This is a genomic window from Palleronia pelagia, from assembly GCF_900110115.1.
Taxonomy (GTDB): Bacteria; Pseudomonadota; Alphaproteobacteria; order Rhodobacterales; family Rhodobacteraceae; genus Palleronia; species Palleronia pelagia.
Genome location: NZ_FOCM01000004.1, coordinates 36301 through 50483, shown reverse-complemented (window position 1 = coordinate 50483; position 14183 = coordinate 36301). Strand labels below are relative to the sequence as shown.

The 14183-nt window shown below is 68.8% G+C and carries 18 protein-coding genes and 1 other RNA gene; 9 read left to right on the top strand and 10 right to left on the bottom strand.

Features of this window, described 5'->3' with window-relative positions; translation table 11 throughout:
* Nucleotides 1–12: 12 nt before the first annotated feature.
* From gatC to rpmG, 6 genes are all read left to right on the top strand, one after another.
* Nucleotides 13–300, top strand: coding sequence for an Asp-tRNA(Asn)/Glu-tRNA(Gln) amidotransferase subunit GatC (gene gatC / locus BMX96_RS09655; RefSeq protein WP_073128141.1), 288 nt, complete (start codon nucleotides 13–15; stop codon nucleotides 298–300).
* Nucleotides 300–1781 (top strand): Asp-tRNA(Asn)/Glu-tRNA(Gln) amidotransferase subunit GatA, encoded by a 1482-nt coding sequence (gatA, locus tag BMX96_RS09650; RefSeq protein ID WP_091845307.1) that lies wholly within the window; start codon nucleotides 300–302, stop codon nucleotides 1779–1781. Before gatC ends, gatA begins: the two co-directional genes overlap by 1 nt.
* Before the next feature lie 31 nt (nucleotides 1782–1812).
* A complete protein-coding gene (locus BMX96_RS09645; protein WP_091845306.1) occupies nucleotides 1813–2595 on the top strand; it encodes a hypothetical protein in 783 nt (260 codons plus the stop codon).
* The gene (locus BMX96_RS09640) at nucleotides 2559–3278 is read left to right on the top strand and encodes an N-acetylmuramoyl-L-alanine amidase (RefSeq protein ID WP_330220641.1); all 720 of its coding nucleotides are present in this window, start codon (nucleotides 2559–2561) and stop codon (nucleotides 3276–3278) included. The genes BMX96_RS09645 and BMX96_RS09640 overlap by 37 nt, the downstream gene beginning before the upstream one ends.
* A gap of 12 nt (nucleotides 3279–3290) precedes the next feature.
* An RNA gene (rnpB, locus tag BMX96_RS09635) (RNase P RNA component class A) lies at nucleotides 3291–3671 on the top strand.
* Between the two features lie 106 nt (nucleotides 3672–3777).
* Nucleotides 3778–3945 carry a 50S ribosomal protein L33 gene (gene rpmG, locus BMX96_RS09630; protein WP_091845304.1) on the top strand — a complete coding sequence of 56 codons (168 nt, stop codon included), beginning with the start codon at nucleotides 3778–3780 and terminating at the stop codon, nucleotides 3943–3945.
* A 105-nt stretch (nucleotides 3946–4050) separates the two neighbouring features.
* On the opposite strand, the gene BMX96_RS09625 is transcribed toward rpmG, so the two are convergent.
* The 3 genes from BMX96_RS09625 to BMX96_RS09615 all read right to left on the bottom strand — a co-directional run bounded on the left by BMX96_RS09625 (nucleotide 4051) and on the right by BMX96_RS09615 (nucleotide 5872).
* Nucleotides 4051–4275 carry a hypothetical protein gene (locus BMX96_RS09625; RefSeq protein WP_073128136.1) on the bottom strand — a complete coding sequence of 75 codons (225 nt, stop codon included), beginning with the start codon at nucleotides 4273–4275 and terminating at the stop codon, nucleotides 4051–4053.
* Nucleotides 4276–4511: 236 nt separating this feature from the next.
* Nucleotides 4512–4925: a metallopeptidase family protein gene (locus BMX96_RS09620; RefSeq protein ID WP_091845303.1), complete on the bottom strand. Its 414-nt coding sequence runs from the start codon at nucleotides 4923–4925 to the stop codon at nucleotides 4512–4514.
* Entirely contained in the window at nucleotides 4922–5872 is a 951-nt protein-coding gene (locus BMX96_RS09615) for a 1-phosphofructokinase family hexose kinase (protein ID WP_091845302.1), read from the bottom strand. The genes BMX96_RS09620 and BMX96_RS09615 overlap by 4 nt, the downstream gene beginning before the upstream one ends.
* Before the next feature lie 134 nt (nucleotides 5873–6006).
* Between BMX96_RS09615 and gltX the strand changes: the two genes are divergently transcribed.
* The gene (gene gltX / locus BMX96_RS09610; RefSeq protein ID WP_091845301.1) at nucleotides 6007–7329 is read left to right on the top strand and encodes a glutamate--tRNA ligase; all 1323 of its coding nucleotides are present in this window, start codon (nucleotides 6007–6009) and stop codon (nucleotides 7327–7329) included.
* On the opposite strand, the gene BMX96_RS09605 is transcribed toward gltX, so the two are convergent.
* The 4 genes from BMX96_RS09605 to choW are packed head-to-tail and all read right to left on the bottom strand — an operon-like array spanning nucleotide 7319 to nucleotide 10273.
* On the bottom strand, nucleotides 7319–7891 hold the full coding sequence (locus tag BMX96_RS09605) for an exopolysaccharide biosynthesis protein (RefSeq protein ID WP_091845300.1): 573 nt from the start codon (nucleotides 7889–7891) through the stop codon (nucleotides 7319–7321). The genes gltX and BMX96_RS09605 overlap by 11 nt on opposite strands.
* 57 nt (nucleotides 7892–7948) lie before the next feature.
* Nucleotides 7949–8977, bottom strand: coding sequence for a choline ABC transporter ATP-binding protein (gene choV / locus BMX96_RS09600; RefSeq protein ID WP_091845299.1), 1029 nt, complete (start codon nucleotides 8975–8977; stop codon nucleotides 7949–7951).
* Complete coding sequence (locus BMX96_RS09595; protein WP_091845298.1) at nucleotides 8970–9383, bottom strand: GFA family protein; 414 nt, start codon at nucleotides 9381–9383, stop codon at nucleotides 8970–8972. The genes choV and BMX96_RS09595 overlap by 8 nt, the downstream gene beginning before the upstream one ends.
* Nucleotides 9380–10273, bottom strand: a complete 894-nt coding sequence (choW, locus tag BMX96_RS09590; protein WP_073128362.1) for a choline ABC transporter permease subunit — start codon at nucleotides 10271–10273, stop codon at nucleotides 9380–9382. Before choW ends, BMX96_RS09595 begins: the two co-directional genes overlap by 4 nt.
* Nucleotides 10274–10487: 214 nt before the next feature.
* Here choW and BMX96_RS09585 point away from each other — a divergent pair, with 214 nt between their 5' ends.
* On the top strand, nucleotides 10488–11276 hold the full coding sequence (locus tag BMX96_RS09585; protein WP_091845297.1) for an MBL fold metallo-hydrolase: 789 nt from the start codon (nucleotides 10488–10490) through the stop codon (nucleotides 11274–11276).
* 72 nt (nucleotides 11277–11348) lie between these two features.
* On the opposite strand, the gene BMX96_RS09580 is transcribed toward BMX96_RS09585, so the two are convergent.
* From BMX96_RS09580 to choX, 3 genes are read right to left on the bottom strand one after another with little or no spacing between them, the layout of a single operon-like run.
* On the bottom strand, nucleotides 11349–11993 hold the full coding sequence (locus tag BMX96_RS09580; RefSeq protein ID WP_091845296.1) for a DUF2306 domain-containing protein: 645 nt from the start codon (nucleotides 11991–11993) through the stop codon (nucleotides 11349–11351).
* A complete protein-coding gene (gene thpR / locus BMX96_RS09575; protein WP_091845295.1) occupies nucleotides 11980–12522 on the bottom strand; it encodes an RNA 2',3'-cyclic phosphodiesterase in 543 nt (180 codons plus the stop codon). The genes BMX96_RS09580 and thpR overlap by 14 nt, the downstream gene beginning before the upstream one ends.
* Nucleotides 12523–12545: 23 nt before the next feature.
* Nucleotides 12546–13466 (bottom strand): choline ABC transporter substrate-binding protein, encoded by a 921-nt coding sequence (choX, locus tag BMX96_RS09570; RefSeq protein WP_091845294.1) that lies wholly within the window; start codon nucleotides 13464–13466, stop codon nucleotides 12546–12548.
* Between the two features lie 147 nt (nucleotides 13467–13613).
* On the opposite strand from choX, the gene BMX96_RS09565 reads away from it, so the two are divergent.
* Nucleotides 13614–14177: a hemerythrin domain-containing protein gene (locus BMX96_RS09565; protein WP_091845293.1), complete on the top strand. Its 564-nt coding sequence runs from the start codon at nucleotides 13614–13616 to the stop codon at nucleotides 14175–14177.
* Nucleotides 14178–14183 lie beyond the last annotated feature (6 nt).

Here is a 14183-nt window from a genome sequence, read left to right as displayed (position 1 = left end):
GGTGCCGCCCCCATGTCCATCGACAAAGACACCGCCGCGCGCGTCGCCAAGCTGGCGCGCATCCGGGTCGAGCCCGACCAGCTCGACGCGCTGGCGGGTGAGTTCAACACCATCCTTGGCTTCATCGAGCAGCTGAACGAGGTCGATGTCGACGGCGTCGAACCCATGGTCAGCGTCACGCCCCAGCGGCTGAAGCGGCGCGAGGACGTGGTGACCGACGGCAACCAGCCCGACAAGGTGCTGGCCAACGCGCCCGACGCGCGCGAGGGCTTCTTTGCCGTCCCGAAGGTGGTGGAATAATGGCTGACCTGAATACCCTGACCATCGCCGAGGCGCGCGACCGCCTGCGCGCCGGTGACGTGACCGCCCGCGCCCTGACCGAGGCCTGCCTGACGGCCATCGACGGCGCCGACGCGCTCAATTCCGTGGTGCACAAGACCCCGGAAAAGGCGCTGGAGATGGCCGATGCCGCCGATGCGCGGCTGAAATCCGGCGACGCGCCCGCGCTCTGCGGTATCCCGCTGGGCATCAAGGACCTGTTCTGCACCAGGCACGTGGACAGTCAGGCCGGGAGCCGGATCCTGCAAGGCTTCCGGCCGGAGTACGAATCCACCGTCACCCGCCAGCTGTGGGACTCCGGCGCGGTCATGCTGGGCAAGCTCAACATGGACGAATTCGCCATGGGCTCGTCGAACGAGACCAGCACCTATGGCAATGCCGTGAACCCGTGGAAGGTGGACGACCGGAAGCTGACCCCGGGCGGGTCGTCCGGCGGCTCTTCGGCGGCCGTGGCGGCCGACCTCTGCCTTGCCGCCACCGGGACCGATACCGGCGGCTCGATCCGCCAGCCCGCCGCCTTCACCGGCACCGTGGGGCTGAAGCCGACCTATGGCCGCGTGTCGCGCTGGGGCATCGTCGCGTTTGCCTCGTCTCTGGACCAGGCCGGCCCGATGACCAAGTCCGTGCGCGATGCAGCAATCCTTCTGCAGGCCATGGCCGGGCATGACCCGCTGGACAGCACCAGCGCCGACATCCCCGTTCCCGATTTCGAGGCCGCGCTGACCGGCGACATCAAGGGCAAGACCATCGGCCTGCCGCGCGAATACCGCATGGAGGGGATGAGCGACGAGATTGACCGCCTGTGGGCGGAAGGGCGCAAGATGCTGGAAGACGCGGGCGCCAGGATCGTCGACGTGTCCCTACCGCACACCAAGTACGCGCTGCCGGCCTATTACGTGATCGCCCCGGCCGAGGCATCGTCGAACCTGGCGCGCTACGACGGCGTGCGCTTCGGCCACCGTGCCAAGCTGGACCAGGGCGACGGCATCACCGAGATGTACGAGAAGACACGCGCCGAAGGCTTCGGCGATGAGGTCAAGCGTCGCGTCATGGTCGGCACCTACGTGCTGTCGGCGGGGTTCTACGACGCCTACTATAACCGCGCCCGCAAGGTCCGCGCGCTGATCAAGCGCGACTTCGACGAGGTCTTCGCGCAGGGCGTCGACGCGATCCTGACGCCGGCCACGCCGACCTCGGCCTTCGGGCTGGGCGAAATGGCCGACAGCGATCCGGTGGCGATGTACCTGAACGACGTCTTCACGGTGACGGTCAACCTCGCCGGTCTTCCCGGGATCGCGGTGCCCACCGGGCTCGACTCCAAGGGGCTGCCGCTGGGTCTGCAACTGATCGGGCGTCCGTTCGAGGAAGGCGATCTGCTCAATACCGCCGCCGAGCTCGAAGCGCGGGCGGGCTTTGTGGCCAAGCCCGAGCGTTGGTGGTAAAACGGGGCCGAGTTACTAGGAGACCTTCGTCATGTGGAAGTTCGCGCGCCTATCGGTCCTTGCGCTGGCGGCCTGCGGGCCGACCCTGCCCGAAAGCGGTGCGACGCTGGACGGCCGGCCGGTGGATTACGGCCGCGGCGTGGGCTTCGGCAGCTACGAATCCTACGAGGCCGCCCGCATCGCTCGCGAACGCGAGCTGAGCGGCGCGGGCCGGCCGCAGGCGTCGGTCGCCCCGACCCAGCCGGTGATCTCGTCCGAGGAACTGCGCGCGGCGGGCCTGCCCAGCGGGCAGGGCGGTGCGCTCCCCTCGGCCGAGCCCATCGGCGCCGGCGCGCCGCTGTCGGCCAGCCGCACCGCGGCGGCCTCCAGCGCGAATGCCGGCCAGCCCGCGGGAACAGTGCCGGTGACGCCCGCGAACAACCCCGGCATTTCCGACGAGCAGAGCTTCGACGCCGTCACGGCGCGCGAGACCATCGAGTCCGATGCCGAGCGTCTGGCCCGCCAGCGTGCCGCTTACCGCGTGATCCAGCCCACCGCCGTGCCGCAGCGCGACGGCGGCAATGACGGGCCGAACATCGTCGCCTACGCGCTGAACACCAGCAACGCCCGGGGGCAGCCGATCTACCGACGGTCGGGCATCGCGCTGGAGTCGCGCTCGGCCCGCGCCTGCCAGGGCTATGCCTCGCCCGACCTGGCGCAGGAAGCGTTTCTCGAGGCCGGCGGCCCCGAGCGGGATCGCCTGAACCTTGACCCCGACGGCGACGGCTTCGCCTGCGCCTGGGACCCGGCACCGTTCCGGCGGGCGCGGGGCTGACGCCCGATTGGCACCCATCCCCCAATTTCGGCCCGCGCCGCGATGGCGCGCGGCCGGACATGGTTGTCCTTCATTACACCGCGATGGCCTCCTGCGAAGCCGCGCGTGACCGCCTGTGCGACCCGGCGGCCGAGGTCAGCGCGCATTACCTGGTAGGGCCGGACGGCCGAGTGATCCACATGGTGCAGGAGGACCAGCGCGCCTGGCACGCGGGTGCGGGGGCGTGGGGGCCGGTGCGCGACGTCAACTCGCGCTCTATCGGGATCGAGCTGTCCAACGACGGCACCTCGCCCTTCGCGGCCGCCCAGATGGACGCGCTGGAACGGCTTCTGCCGGGTATCCTTGCCCGTCACGGTATCCCGCCCGCCCGCGTGATCGGCCATTCCGACATGGCGCCCGGGCGAAAGGTGGACCCCGGGCCCCGTTTTGACTGGGCCCGGCTGGCCCGGCGGGGGCTGGCGATCTCGGTCACGCCCGAGGGGGGCGACATGGACGACAGCGCCTTCGCCGCCGCGATGGCGCAAGCCGACTACACCGCGACCGAAGATCCCGGAACGCTTCTGTGCGCGTTGCGCTTGCGCCATCGGCCCTGGGCGACGGGCCCGCGCGATGCGACCGATGCCGGGCTCGCCCGCGCGCTGGCGCGCCGCTTTGGCGTTGACGGGGCGAAAGCGGGCGCATAGCTGCCGGACTGCGCGGATGGCTGGATGATCGCGTGCGCCGGGCGACCGGTGCGCGAGGAAAGTCCGGACTCCGGGAAGAGACGGTGCCGGGTAACGCCCGGGCGGGGCAACCCGACGGATAGCGCCACAGAAAACAGACCGCCCCGGGTCCGCCCGGGGCAAGGGTGAAACGGTGGGGTAAGAGCCCACCGGGGGCGTGGCAACACGGCCCGCATGGCAAGCCCCACCGGGAGCAATGCCGAATAGGGACCGCGCGGCTTCGCGCCAGGGCTTCTTCCGCCCAGCGGTCCGGGTAGGCAGCTCGAGCCTGTCGGCAACGGCAGGCCCAGATGAATGATCATCCACCCGTGGCGACACGGGGGACAGGATCCGGCTTACAGGCCGTCCGCGCACATTTGCCTTGCCGCCCGGTCGCGGGTTGACTATCGCACGGCGGGGCGTAAAAGGCGCTCTCAACCCAGAATCTGACGCCGATCCCCCGCGTTGAGGAGAGAACAGCATGGCGAAGCCAACCACCATCAAGATCCGTCTCAACTCGACGGCGGATACCGGCCACTTCTACGTGACCAAGAAGAACGCGCGCACGATGACCGAGAAGATGTCGATCCGTAAGTACGACCCTGTCGCGCGCAGGCACGTCGAGTACAAGGAAGGCAAGATCAAGTAACGATCTCGGCCTTTCCGAATGCCAAAACGCCGCCCCGATCCGGGGCGGCGTTTTGCATTTCGGGGAGTGGCTTGGCGCGGCCCGCGCGGGGCCGCGCCGATTCGCTCAGTAGCCGTAGGACCGGCGGCACACGCCCGCGTCGTCGCAGAACACGCCGGCCAGCCCGCCGATGATCGCGCCGCGGTCGCCGTTGCCGTTCACGGCCTTGGCCGCGCCATAGCCCATGGCCGCGCCAACAAGGCCGCGCTCCATGTCCGTGTCGATGACGCCTTGGGGACCGCAGGCGGACAGCAGTGCGGCCGAGACGAGAAGGGGGGCGACGATTTTCATGGGATTGCTCCTGCAAGCCGGCGCCGGGCCGGCGGATGTAAAGGGTCCGGCGACACGCGCCGGCCGGTCCATGCCCGCACGACGACTCGGTCGGCGCGCGGGCGGGATCGACCCCATTGCGATAGCCCGGACCGCGCGCGTCACGCGATGACAGGACCGCCCGGATGGATCGCCATGACCTGCCCATCGGCCGTTATCGGATGACAAAGCCCAGTTTTATTGGTGTGGGGCGGGATCTATTCCCACCAGCGGTCGATGCGCGCGATGTCCGCGTCCGACCAGCCGAAATGATGCGCCAGCTCGTGGACCAGCACGTGCGCCACCAGGTCGCCCAGGGCGATGTCGCCGCGCGCGATCCATTCGTCCAGGATCGCCCGGCGAAACAGCCAGATCGTGTCGGGCCCCATGGGCTGGTCCATCACCGATTTCTCGGTCAGCGGGATCCCGTCATAAAGCCCGGTCAGCGCGTAGGGATCGTCCATCTCGAGCGAGTCGAGTATGTCGTCATCCGCCAGGTCCACGACCCGCAGCGCGATGCCGGCCGCGCCCTTGGCGAAGGTGTCGGGCAGGGCGGCCAGCGCTCCGCGCGCCATCTCTTCCATCGTTTCCAGCGTGGGGGGCGTCGCCTCGGCCCAGTCCGTGCCGCTCATAGCCTGGTCAGGGTGCAGTCCTGCATCAGGCGGTCCGTCGTCTCGCGGTCGCACAGGCGGGTGGCCTCGGTCATGACGGCGTTCGACGCGGCGGCCACCGCCAGGCGCAGGCATTCGCCGGCCTCGCGCCCTTCGGCCAGGCCCAGCGTGTAGGCACCCACGAAGCTGTCGCCCGCGCCGACCTTCGAGATGACGTCGACCTTCGGCCCGACCGAGTGCCAGGAACCTTCGGCGGTCGACAGGACCGAGCCATCGGCCCCACGCGCCACGATGATCGAGCGCGCGACGCCGCGGTCGATTAGCTCGCGGCAGAAGGCGGCGGTGTCGGTCACCGATGGCAGCTTGCGGCCCGCCAGTTCCTCGGCCTCGGCATCGTCCATGCGCAGCAGGTGCAGCGAAGGGTGCGGCTTTTCCACCAGGTGGTGCAGGGCGGGGCCGGACGTGTCGACGATAAGCCGCGCGCCCCGGTCGCCCACGTGATCGGCCAGGATCGACGGGAAATCCTTGGCCACGCCCGGCGGCTGGCTGCCCGACAGAACCACCAGGGTGTCGTCGCCCGTGGCCTGGTCGATCGAGTTCAGGGCCCGCCCGATATCGCCCTCGCCCCAGGTGGGGCCGGGCATGACGAAGCGGTATTGCTGTCCATCGGTCCGGTCGATGACCGATACCGATTGCCGCGTCTCGCCGGGCCCCTGGAACGCCACGGTCGCCACTCCCTCGTGCGCGAGACGTTGAAGCAGTTGCGCGCCGGTCCCGCCGCCGATGGCGATCAGCGCCACCGCCTGTCCGCCCAGAAGTCGGATCGCGCGGGCCACGTTGATGCCCCCGCCGCCCGGGTCGATCTGCGGATCGTCGCAGCGCAATTTCAGCTCGGGGACGATCCCGTCCGTCGCGGTCGAGAAGTCCACCGTCGGGTTCAGGGTGATGGTCAGGATATGCGCACGCATCTTTTAACCTCGGCTCTGTCGAGTTTGTGCGCTACCATTGGTAAGGTGACGTCGGGATGCAACCCCCGCGACGTGCCCGTTTCTGGACAACCCCACGGCCTTGTGGGAAGGGATTCGAGAATGAGGAGCCCTTGATGACCACCACACGCTTTGCCCCGTCGCCCACGGGCTACATCCATATCGGCAATTTGCGCACTGCCCTGTTCAACTGGCTGATCGCCAAGAAGGCGGGTGGCACGTTCATCCTGCGGCTCGATGACACCGACCCCGTGCGCTCGCGCCAGGAATATGTCGATGGCATCATGGAGGACCTCGAGTGGCTGGGCCTGACATGGGACCGGGTCGAGCGGCAGTCCCACCGTCTGGAACGCTACCACGATGCGGCCGACAAGCTGCGCCACGAGGGCCGGTTCTACGAGGCGTTCGAGACGCCGACCGAGCTGGACCTGAAGCGCAAGAAGCAGCTGAACATGGGCCGCCCGCCGGTCTATGACCGCGCCGCCCTGGACCTGTCCGACGCCGACAAGGATCAGCTCCGGGCCGAACGGGGCGACGGCCACTGGCGGTTCAAGCTCGACCACGAGCGGATCGAATGGCAGGACGGCATCCTCGGCGACATCTCGATCGACGCGGCCAGCGTCAGCGACCCGGTGCTGATCCGGGGCGACGGGCAGGTTCTTTATACGCTCGCCTCGGTCGTGGATGACACCGATATGGGCGTGACCCACGTGGTGCGCGGGTCGGACCACGTGACCAACACCGCGACGCAGATCCAGATCATGAAGGCCCTTGGGCACGGGCACCCCCAGTTCGCGCACCATTCGCTGCTGACCGGCCCGCAGGGCGAGGCGCTGTCCAAGCGGTTGGGCACCCTGTCGCTGCGCGATTTCCGGGCCGCCGGGATCGAGCCCATGGCGCTGCTGTCGCTCATGGCGCGGCTCGGTTCGTCGGACCCGGTCGAACTGCGCCTGACGCTGGACGAGATCGCCGAAGGCTTCGACGTCACCCGGTTCGGTGCCGCGCCCACCAAGTTCGATGCCGAGGACCTTCGACCCCTGACCGCGCGCGTACTGGCGGCCCAGAGCGTCGGGGACATGGCGTCGGACATCTCGGCGCTGGGGGTGCCGGACGAGCTGGCGCCGGCCTTCTGGTCGCTGGTGCACGACAACATCGAGACCCGCGGCGACATGGTGCGGTGGTGGGCGATCCTGCGGGACGGGCCCATGCCCATCGTGGCCGACGAGGACCGCGAATTCATCGACCAGGCCGTGGCCCTGCTGCCGCCGCATCCCTACACCTCCGAGACGTGGGGCGAATGGACCACAGCGGTAAAGGACGCCACGGGCCGCAAGGGCAAGGCGCTTTTCATGCCGCTGCGCCTGGCGGTCACCGGTCAGTCGCGGGGACCCGAGATGGCGCAGGTGCTGCCGCTTCTTCAGAAGCCGATCAAGGCATGAGCATCCACGCCGCCGTCAGCGCACCGGCGGCGTAGATCAGCGCGACCAGCATCGCCGCGCCATCGCGCAGGGTGATCGCCAGCCCGAACAGGGCGATGCCCGCCAGCGGGATCAGGGCCGCGAACGGCACCACCTCCAGCGGTGGGCAGGTGGCGGCCAGCGCGATGCAGATCGCCGCCGCCACGCGGACCATGACCTCCCCGGTCAGGGATTCGAGCCGTTTACCGAAATGCCGGTCCAGCCACCGCGCCGGACCACGCCCCTTCGACACGGCGCGCTTCAGACGGTCATCATCGACGGCCCGGTCGGCCAGGACACTTGGCAGCCACAGGTTGGATTTGCCGATCGCGATCTGGATGGCGGCCACGGCCGTCACCAGTGCCATCAGCGTGGGCACGGTCGGGATCCCGCCCAGCGGCGACATGCCCAGCAGCCCCGGCACCAGCAGGAACACCCCGGCGCCGCGATGGCCGATCTTCTTCTGCACGTCCCGCACGCTGACATCGCTTTCGTCATCGGCCAGGTTTTCGAGGTCATCCAGGATGTCGTTGATGTCGGTCACGGGGCAGGGCCTTTCGCTGTCACCGGGTCGAACGCGTCCCGCCGGTGCGGCGTTCCGTCACCCCCGCGGACCGAGCAGGCGGTCCAGCACGGATTGCCGCGTGATCTGTCCGATGACCTTGCCGTTCTCGACGACGCCCAGCGCGCGCCGTGTCTCGCCCAGCGACTCCATCACCGACTTGATGTCGGTCTCGGCCTCGATGGTTTCGGGCAGGTCCAGCATGGCCGGTTCCATCGCGTCGCGGGCCGTCAGCACCATCAGCGGGTTCATCTGCGCCACGAAATTGGCGACGTACTCGTTCGCGGGCTTCTGGAAGATGTCGCGCGGCGTGCCGTGCTGGACGATGCGCCCACCCTCCATGATCGCGATCCGGTCGCCCAGCTTGAACGCCTCGTCCAGGTCGTGGCTGACGAAGACGATGGTGCGGCCCAGATCGTCCTGCAGATCCAGCAATTCGTCCTGAAGGCGGGTGCGGATCAGCGGGTCGAGCGCGCTGAAAGGCTCGTCCATCAGCAGGATCGGCGCGTCGGTGGCGAAGGCGCGCGCCAGGCCCACGCGCTGTTGCATCCCGCCCGACAGGTCGCCCACCTTGCGGCTGCCCCAATCCGCCAGCCCGACCAGGTCCAGCTGGTGGCGCACGCGCTCGCGCCGCTTCTTGGCCGACAGGCCGCCCAGCTCCAGCCCCAGGCCCACGTTGTCCTCGACCGTGCGCCACGGCAGGAGGCCGAATTGCTGGAACACCATGGACACGGTGTTGAGCCTGAGCTTGCGCAGCGCCTTGGGCTTGGCCTTGGTGACGCTCACCTCGCGGCCGTCCTGGCGGATGCGGACCTCGCCGCGCGCGACCGGGTTCAGCCCGTTCACCGCGCGCAGCAGCGTGGATTTGCCCGACCCCGACAGGCCCATGAGCACCAGGATCTCGCCCTCGGGCACCGCGAGCGAGCAGTTATGCACGCCCAGGACCTGACCGGTCTCGCGCTGAATCGGGCCACGCTCCTTGCCCGCGTCCATCAGCGGAAGCGCCTCGCCCGGACGGTCGCCGAAGACGATCGACACGCTGTCGAAGATCACCGCGTTCTCAGCCATCCCGCGCGCCTTCCGTGAAGCGCAGCACCCCGGCCAGCCGGGCGGCGTTGCCGTCCGAGGGATGGGCCTGGCCGTCCAGCACCTCGACTTCGGGCAGGAAGGGCGTCTGCCCTTCCAGACAGGCGAGGTTCACGCCATACTGGTCCGGGTCCGAGCGGCGCTTGTGATGGGTGTAGATCCCGCAGACCGAGCAGAAGTGATGCTCGGCCACGCCGGTGTTGAAGCGGTAAGTCGACAGCCTGTCGGCACCCTGATGGATCGTGATGCCGTCCAGCGGGGCCGACACGGCCACCGCCCCGCGTTTGGCGCAGAGCGAACAGCTGCACCGCCGCGCGGTGTTCAGTCCGTCGGTCAGCCGCACGGTGAAGCGGACGGCCCCGCAATGGCATTGCCCGTCCAGGATCATTTCTCGCGCACCCGCAGCATCCGGTCCAGCATGATGGCGACCACCACGATGATGAACCCGGACTCGAACCCCAGCGAGGTGTTCACCTGGTTCAGCGCGCGCACCACCGGCACGCCCAGCCCGTCGGCGCCCACCAGCGCCGCGATCACGACCATGGACAGCGACAGCATGATGGTCTGGTTCAGGCCGGCCATGATCTGGGGCAGGGCCGACGGAAGCTCGACCTTCCACAGAAGCTGTCGCGGCGTGGCGCCGAAGGCCTGCGCCGCCTCGATCAGCGGCTTGGGCGTGTTCGCGATGCCCAGGTGGGTCAGGCGGATCGGCGCGGGCAGCACGAAGATCACCGTCGCCATCAGGCCCGGCACCATGCCGATGCCGAAGAACACGATGGCCGGGATCAGGTAGACGAAGGTGGGCAGCGTCTGCATCAGGTCCAGCACCGGGCGCACCCAGGCATAGACCTTGGGCCGGTGGGCCACGGCGATCCCGATGGGCACGCCCAGCCCCATGCAGACCACGCAGGCCGACAGCACCAGCGTCAGGCTTTCGGCCGTCTCCTCCCAGTAGCCCTGGTTGAGGATGAACAGGAACCCCAGCAGCACCAGCAGGCAGGTCTGCCAGCTGCGCTGAAGCGCCCAGGTCAGCGCGACGAAACCCGCCACGATCAGCAGCGGGTGGTAGTCCTCGGGATAAAGCGGCGCGTAGCCGTCGCCCCCGGTGAACCAGTTCGCGTTGGGCGGCATCAGGAACACGGCCAGCACGAGGTCGATCAGGTCCTCGAGAAAGATCGCCACGGCGTCGAACACCGCGGCGCCGTTGGTCTGCAACCACTCGAAGGCATCGCCCGCGACGGCCCCCACGGGGATCTTGTGCTCGGTCAGCCAGTCCATCATGCGCGCCACCATACCCGCGCTGCCGCGAAAGGAAAGCGGGGCGCGGGACGTTGGGCCCGGCGCCCGGCGTTTCGAGGCGGCATGGGCGTTCGGCGCGTCGTTCGACAGGATCGGCATCTCTTCGCCGTTCGGGCCTGTCGCCGCGGCTCAGGCTCGGGACTTTCCGGGCCGGCGGACTATTTGCCCGCGTCAGACAAGAGGAGATGCCCCGATGACCACCCGCAGAACCCTGTTGAAATCCGCCGCCGCCATGGGCGCCATCACCGTGCTGCCGTTCCGCGCCGGCGCGGCCGAGCACTCGGGCAACACGTTCCCGACGGATGGTGGCGAGATCGTCGTCCACCCCGTGAGCCACGCGTCCATGTGGATGGAGACGCCCGCCGGCGTGATCTATGTCGACCCGGTCGGCGACGCCTCGGATTACGAGGATGCGCCCGATCCCGACCTGATCCTCATCACCCACGAGCACGGCGACCACTACGCGCCCGAGCTCCTGGCCGAGATCTCGGCGGGCAAGACCCAGATGATCGCGAACCCGGCCGTCTACGACATGATGCCGGACGAGATGAAGGCGATGACCCAGAGCATCGCGAACGGCGACAGCACCGATGCGCTGGGCATCGATATCGAGGCGGTCCCGGCCTACAATATCACCGAGGGGCGCGAGAATTTTCACCCGCAGGGCCGCGACAACGGCTACATCCTGAATATCGACGGCGTGCGGGTCTACATCTCGGGCGACACCGAGGGCACGCCCGAGATGCGCGCGCTCGAGGATATCGACGTGGCTTTCGTCTGCATGAACCTGCCCTTTACCATGGGCGCCGAGCAGGCGGCGGATGCCGTGGCCGAGTTCTCGCCCGCCTATGTCTATCCCTACCACTATCGCGGCCGCGACGGCGGCACGCAGGACCCCGAGGCTTTCGCGCAGATGCTGTCGGACGCCGTGGCCGAGACCGAGGTCAAGATGGGCGAGTGGTATCCCGGCGGGCTGGGCTGATCCGGCCCCGCTGGGGCAGGGCGGGGGTTTCCCACCCCCGCACCCCCGGGAGGTATTTTCGGAAAGATGAAGCTAGGGGCGCGCGGCCGGGGTCGCGCGCCTTTCGCGTGCGAATTTCCATTCCAGAAGTGCGAGATAGGGCAGGAAGAACGCCCAGACCTGAATCCGGTCGAACGGCCCGGTCAGCGCCTCGTTCGACCCCCAGCCAGCCGTGGCCGCGTACCAGATCCCGTAGTGGACACGGAAGATCCACGAGGCGACGGCCAGCACCACCAGCCGCAGCGCCCAGCGGCGGTGCCGCGCCCGGTCGCGGGCCGCGAACCGGGCGGTGGCGAGGGCGGCAATCAGCATCAGCCCACCGTAGAGCGTGAAACCCGCGCTCATGTTCGGGCCGCCGATAGTGCCGCGCAGCGCGATGAAGGTCAGCCCCGCCACCGCCGTGATCGCCGTCAGCGCGACCACGACGGGACCGCTCCGGCGGTGCAGGCGGTTGGCACGGTGCGCGGTGAAGATCTGAAGCGGGGCCAGCAGGGTCAGCGCCGCCCCGAGGGTCATGTGCGCCGACATGGGCGCATTGGCGAAGGTTTCCGGCTGGAAGAGGTAGTGATCGGGCAGGGGCGCGCGCAGCCCGTCGAAGCCGAACCGCAGCGCGTAGAGTGCGAAGGGCAGCAGCGCCAACCACAGAAGGGCGGCGCCGACGCCCCTAGCCCAGCGCATGGCTTTGCAGCGCGTCGTAGACCGGGCCGTCGTCGCGCAGGGTGGATTGATACAGCGTCAGGCCTGCCGCGGGCACCGGCGGATGGGTGAACCCGCCATGCGCCGACAGGAACCGGCCCAGCCGCGCGTGATCCTCGGGGGCCATGGTGCTCGGGAACCGCGCCAGCGTGATGTGGGGCACGAACTTGCGGTGGGGCAGGTCGATGCCGGCCCGGCGGACCAGCGTGGCGACCTTGGATTGCAGCGCCAGCAAGGCCGGATCGGGCGCAACGACGGCATGCAGGCTGCGGGGATGCGCGGCGCCGAACATGTCGAGCTCCGTCACCCGTAACGCCACGGGCGGCGGCACCAGCATTTCGAGATCGAGCGCCAGGTCGTCGAGCTGGGGGATGCTGACCTTCGGCACGAAGGCCAGCGTCAGGTGGAAGTCGTCCTCGTCCACCGGGCGGCCGACGATCAGCTTGTCCTGCACCCGGCCCAGGGCGGCCGTCAGGTCGTCGGGCAGGTCGAGGGCCACGAAGATGCGCATGTCGCGGCCCCCGGCCGGTGTGGTTAAAGCCCCAGAGCGGCCTGAACGGCGGGCAGGCCCGGCTCGCCGCCCTGCGTGGTGACGCCGTCAAGCCAGCCTTCGAGGATGCCGGGATTCTCGGTGAGCCAGGCGGTCGCGGCCTCGGACGCCTCGGTCCCGTCGTTCAGGATCGCGCCCATGATCTCGTTCTCCATCTCGAGCGTGAACTCGAGATTGTTCAGAAGCGCGGCCACGTTCGGGCATTCGTCGGCGAAGCCGGCGGTGACGTTGGTATAGACCGTCGCGCCGCCCAGGTCGGGGCCGAAATAATCGTCGCCGCCCGTCAGGTAGGTCATGTCGAACTGCGCGTTCATGGGGTGCGGCTCCCAGCCGAGGAAGACGACGGGCTGGTCGCGGCGGGTCGCCCGCTCGACCTGGGCCAGCATTCCCTGCTCGGACGATTCGACGACCTCGAATTCCGAGAGACCGAACGCGTCCTCGTCGATCATCGTCTGGATCAGGCGGTTGCCGTCATTGCCCGGCTCGATGCCGTAGATCTCGCTGTCCAGCGCGTCGGCATGCTCGGCGATGGCGCCGAAGCTGTCGATGCCCAGCGCGGCGCCGGCGGCATTGGTGGCCAGCGTGTACTTGGCGCCTTCCAGGTTGGCGCGCACCGTCTCGACCGTGCCTTCCTCGCGGTAGGGGGCGATGTCGTTTTCCATGGTGGGCATCCAGTTGCCCAGGAACACCTGCACGTCGCCCTCGGCCATCGAGGTGTAGGTGACCGGCACCGACAGGACCTTGATCTCGGTGTCGTAGCCCAGCGCGTCCAGCACCACGGTGGTCGCGGCGGTCGTGGCGGTGATGTCGGTCCAGCCCACGTCCGAGAAGGTGACGCTTTCGCAATTGGCGAAGGCGGTGGTGCTGGAGGCGGCCAGTGCCAGTATCGACAGGGTGGTCTTCATCTTGATCTCCCGTTTGGTTCGCGGCCGCCCGGCGCGTCCCGTCTGGGCAGCGCAATGGTGGAAGCGGCCTTGTTGTGCATTGGCGCGAAGCCTAAGTGGTCGCCCGTTGGGGGTCAACGCGGCCCCGTGGTCAGGACAGGTGCGGTGATGGATGATCTTGGATTGGGGCGTCGCGACGGTTTGCCGGACGCGCTGCGGGTGCTGGTTGAGAAACTGCCGCGCGGCACGTGGGAGGCGCACCCCAACTTCAGCCCGCTGACCCGGTTCTGGCTGGACCGCCACGTGATGTTCCGCGACGTGCTGGACCGGTTGCAGGGCGGCACGCGGGCCTTCCTGGACGGGCAGGTGGCGCCCGAACGCTACGGGCGCGAGACGGCGCGCATGGCGCAGTTCTTCCTGCAGGAGCTTCACGGCCATCACAGCATCGAGGATCACCATTATTTCCCCGTGCTCGAAGGGCTCGACGCGCGGCTGGAACGGGGGTTCAAGCTGCTGGATGCCGATCACCACGCCCTGGACGGCCACCTGAACGCGCTGGCCGGCGGCACCAACACCATGCTGCGGGGGCTGTCGGGGGACGATCCCAAGGCGGGGGCCGGCGCGCTCGAGCGACAGCTGGGCGACTTCAACGGCTTTCTCGACCGCCACCTGACGGACGAGGAAGACCTGGTCGTGCCCGTGATTCTGACCTACGCGCCCGAGATTCACTGACCCCGC

Coding starts and splice junctions, on each gene's coding strand:
- gatC (WP_073128141.1), top strand. CDS start 13: ATGTCCATCGACAAAGACACCGCCGCGCGCGTCGCCAAGCTGGCGCGC.
- gatA (WP_091845307.1), top strand. CDS start 300: ATGGCTGACCTGAATACCCTGACCATCGCCGAGGCGCGCGACCGCCTG.
- BMX96_RS09645 (WP_091845306.1), top strand. CDS start 1,813: ATGTGGAAGTTCGCGCGCCTATCGGTCCTTGCGCTGGCGGCCTGCGGG.
- rpmG (WP_091845304.1), top strand. CDS start 3,778: ATGGCGAAGCCAACCACCATCAAGATCCGTCTCAACTCGACGGCGGAT.
- BMX96_RS09625 (WP_073128136.1), bottom strand. CDS start 4,275: ATGAAAATCGTCGCCCCCCTTCTCGTCTCGGCCGCACTGCTGTCCGCC.
- BMX96_RS09620 (WP_091845303.1), bottom strand. CDS start 4,925: ATGAGCGGCACGGACTGGGCCGAGGCGACGCCCCCCACGCTGGAAACG.
- BMX96_RS09615 (WP_091845302.1), bottom strand. CDS start 5,872: ATGCGTGCGCATATCCTGACCATCACCCTGAACCCGACGGTGGACTTC.
- gltX (WP_091845301.1), top strand. CDS start 6,007: ATGACCACCACACGCTTTGCCCCGTCGCCCACGGGCTACATCCATATC.
- choV (WP_091845299.1), bottom strand. CDS start 8,977: ATGGCTGAGAACGCGGTGATCTTCGACAGCGTGTCGATCGTCTTCGGC.
- BMX96_RS09595 (WP_091845298.1), bottom strand. CDS start 9,383: ATGATCCTGGACGGGCAATGCCATTGCGGGGCCGTCCGCTTCACCGTG.
- choW (WP_073128362.1), bottom strand. CDS start 10,273: ATGGACTGGCTGACCGAGCACAAGATCCCCGTGGGGGCCGTCGCGGGC.
- BMX96_RS09585 (WP_091845297.1), top strand. CDS start 10,488: ATGACCACCCGCAGAACCCTGTTGAAATCCGCCGCCGCCATGGGCGCC.
- BMX96_RS09580 (WP_091845296.1), bottom strand. CDS start 11,993: ATGCGCTGGGCTAGGGGCGTCGGCGCCGCCCTTCTGTGGTTGGCGCTG.
- thpR (WP_091845295.1), bottom strand. CDS start 12,522: ATGCGCATCTTCGTGGCCCTCGACCTGCCCGACGACCTGACGGCCGCC.
- choX (WP_091845294.1), bottom strand. CDS start 13,466: ATGAAGACCACCCTGTCGATACTGGCACTGGCCGCCTCCAGCACCACC.
- BMX96_RS09565 (WP_091845293.1), top strand. CDS start 13,614: ATGGATGATCTTGGATTGGGGCGTCGCGACGGTTTGCCGGACGCGCTG.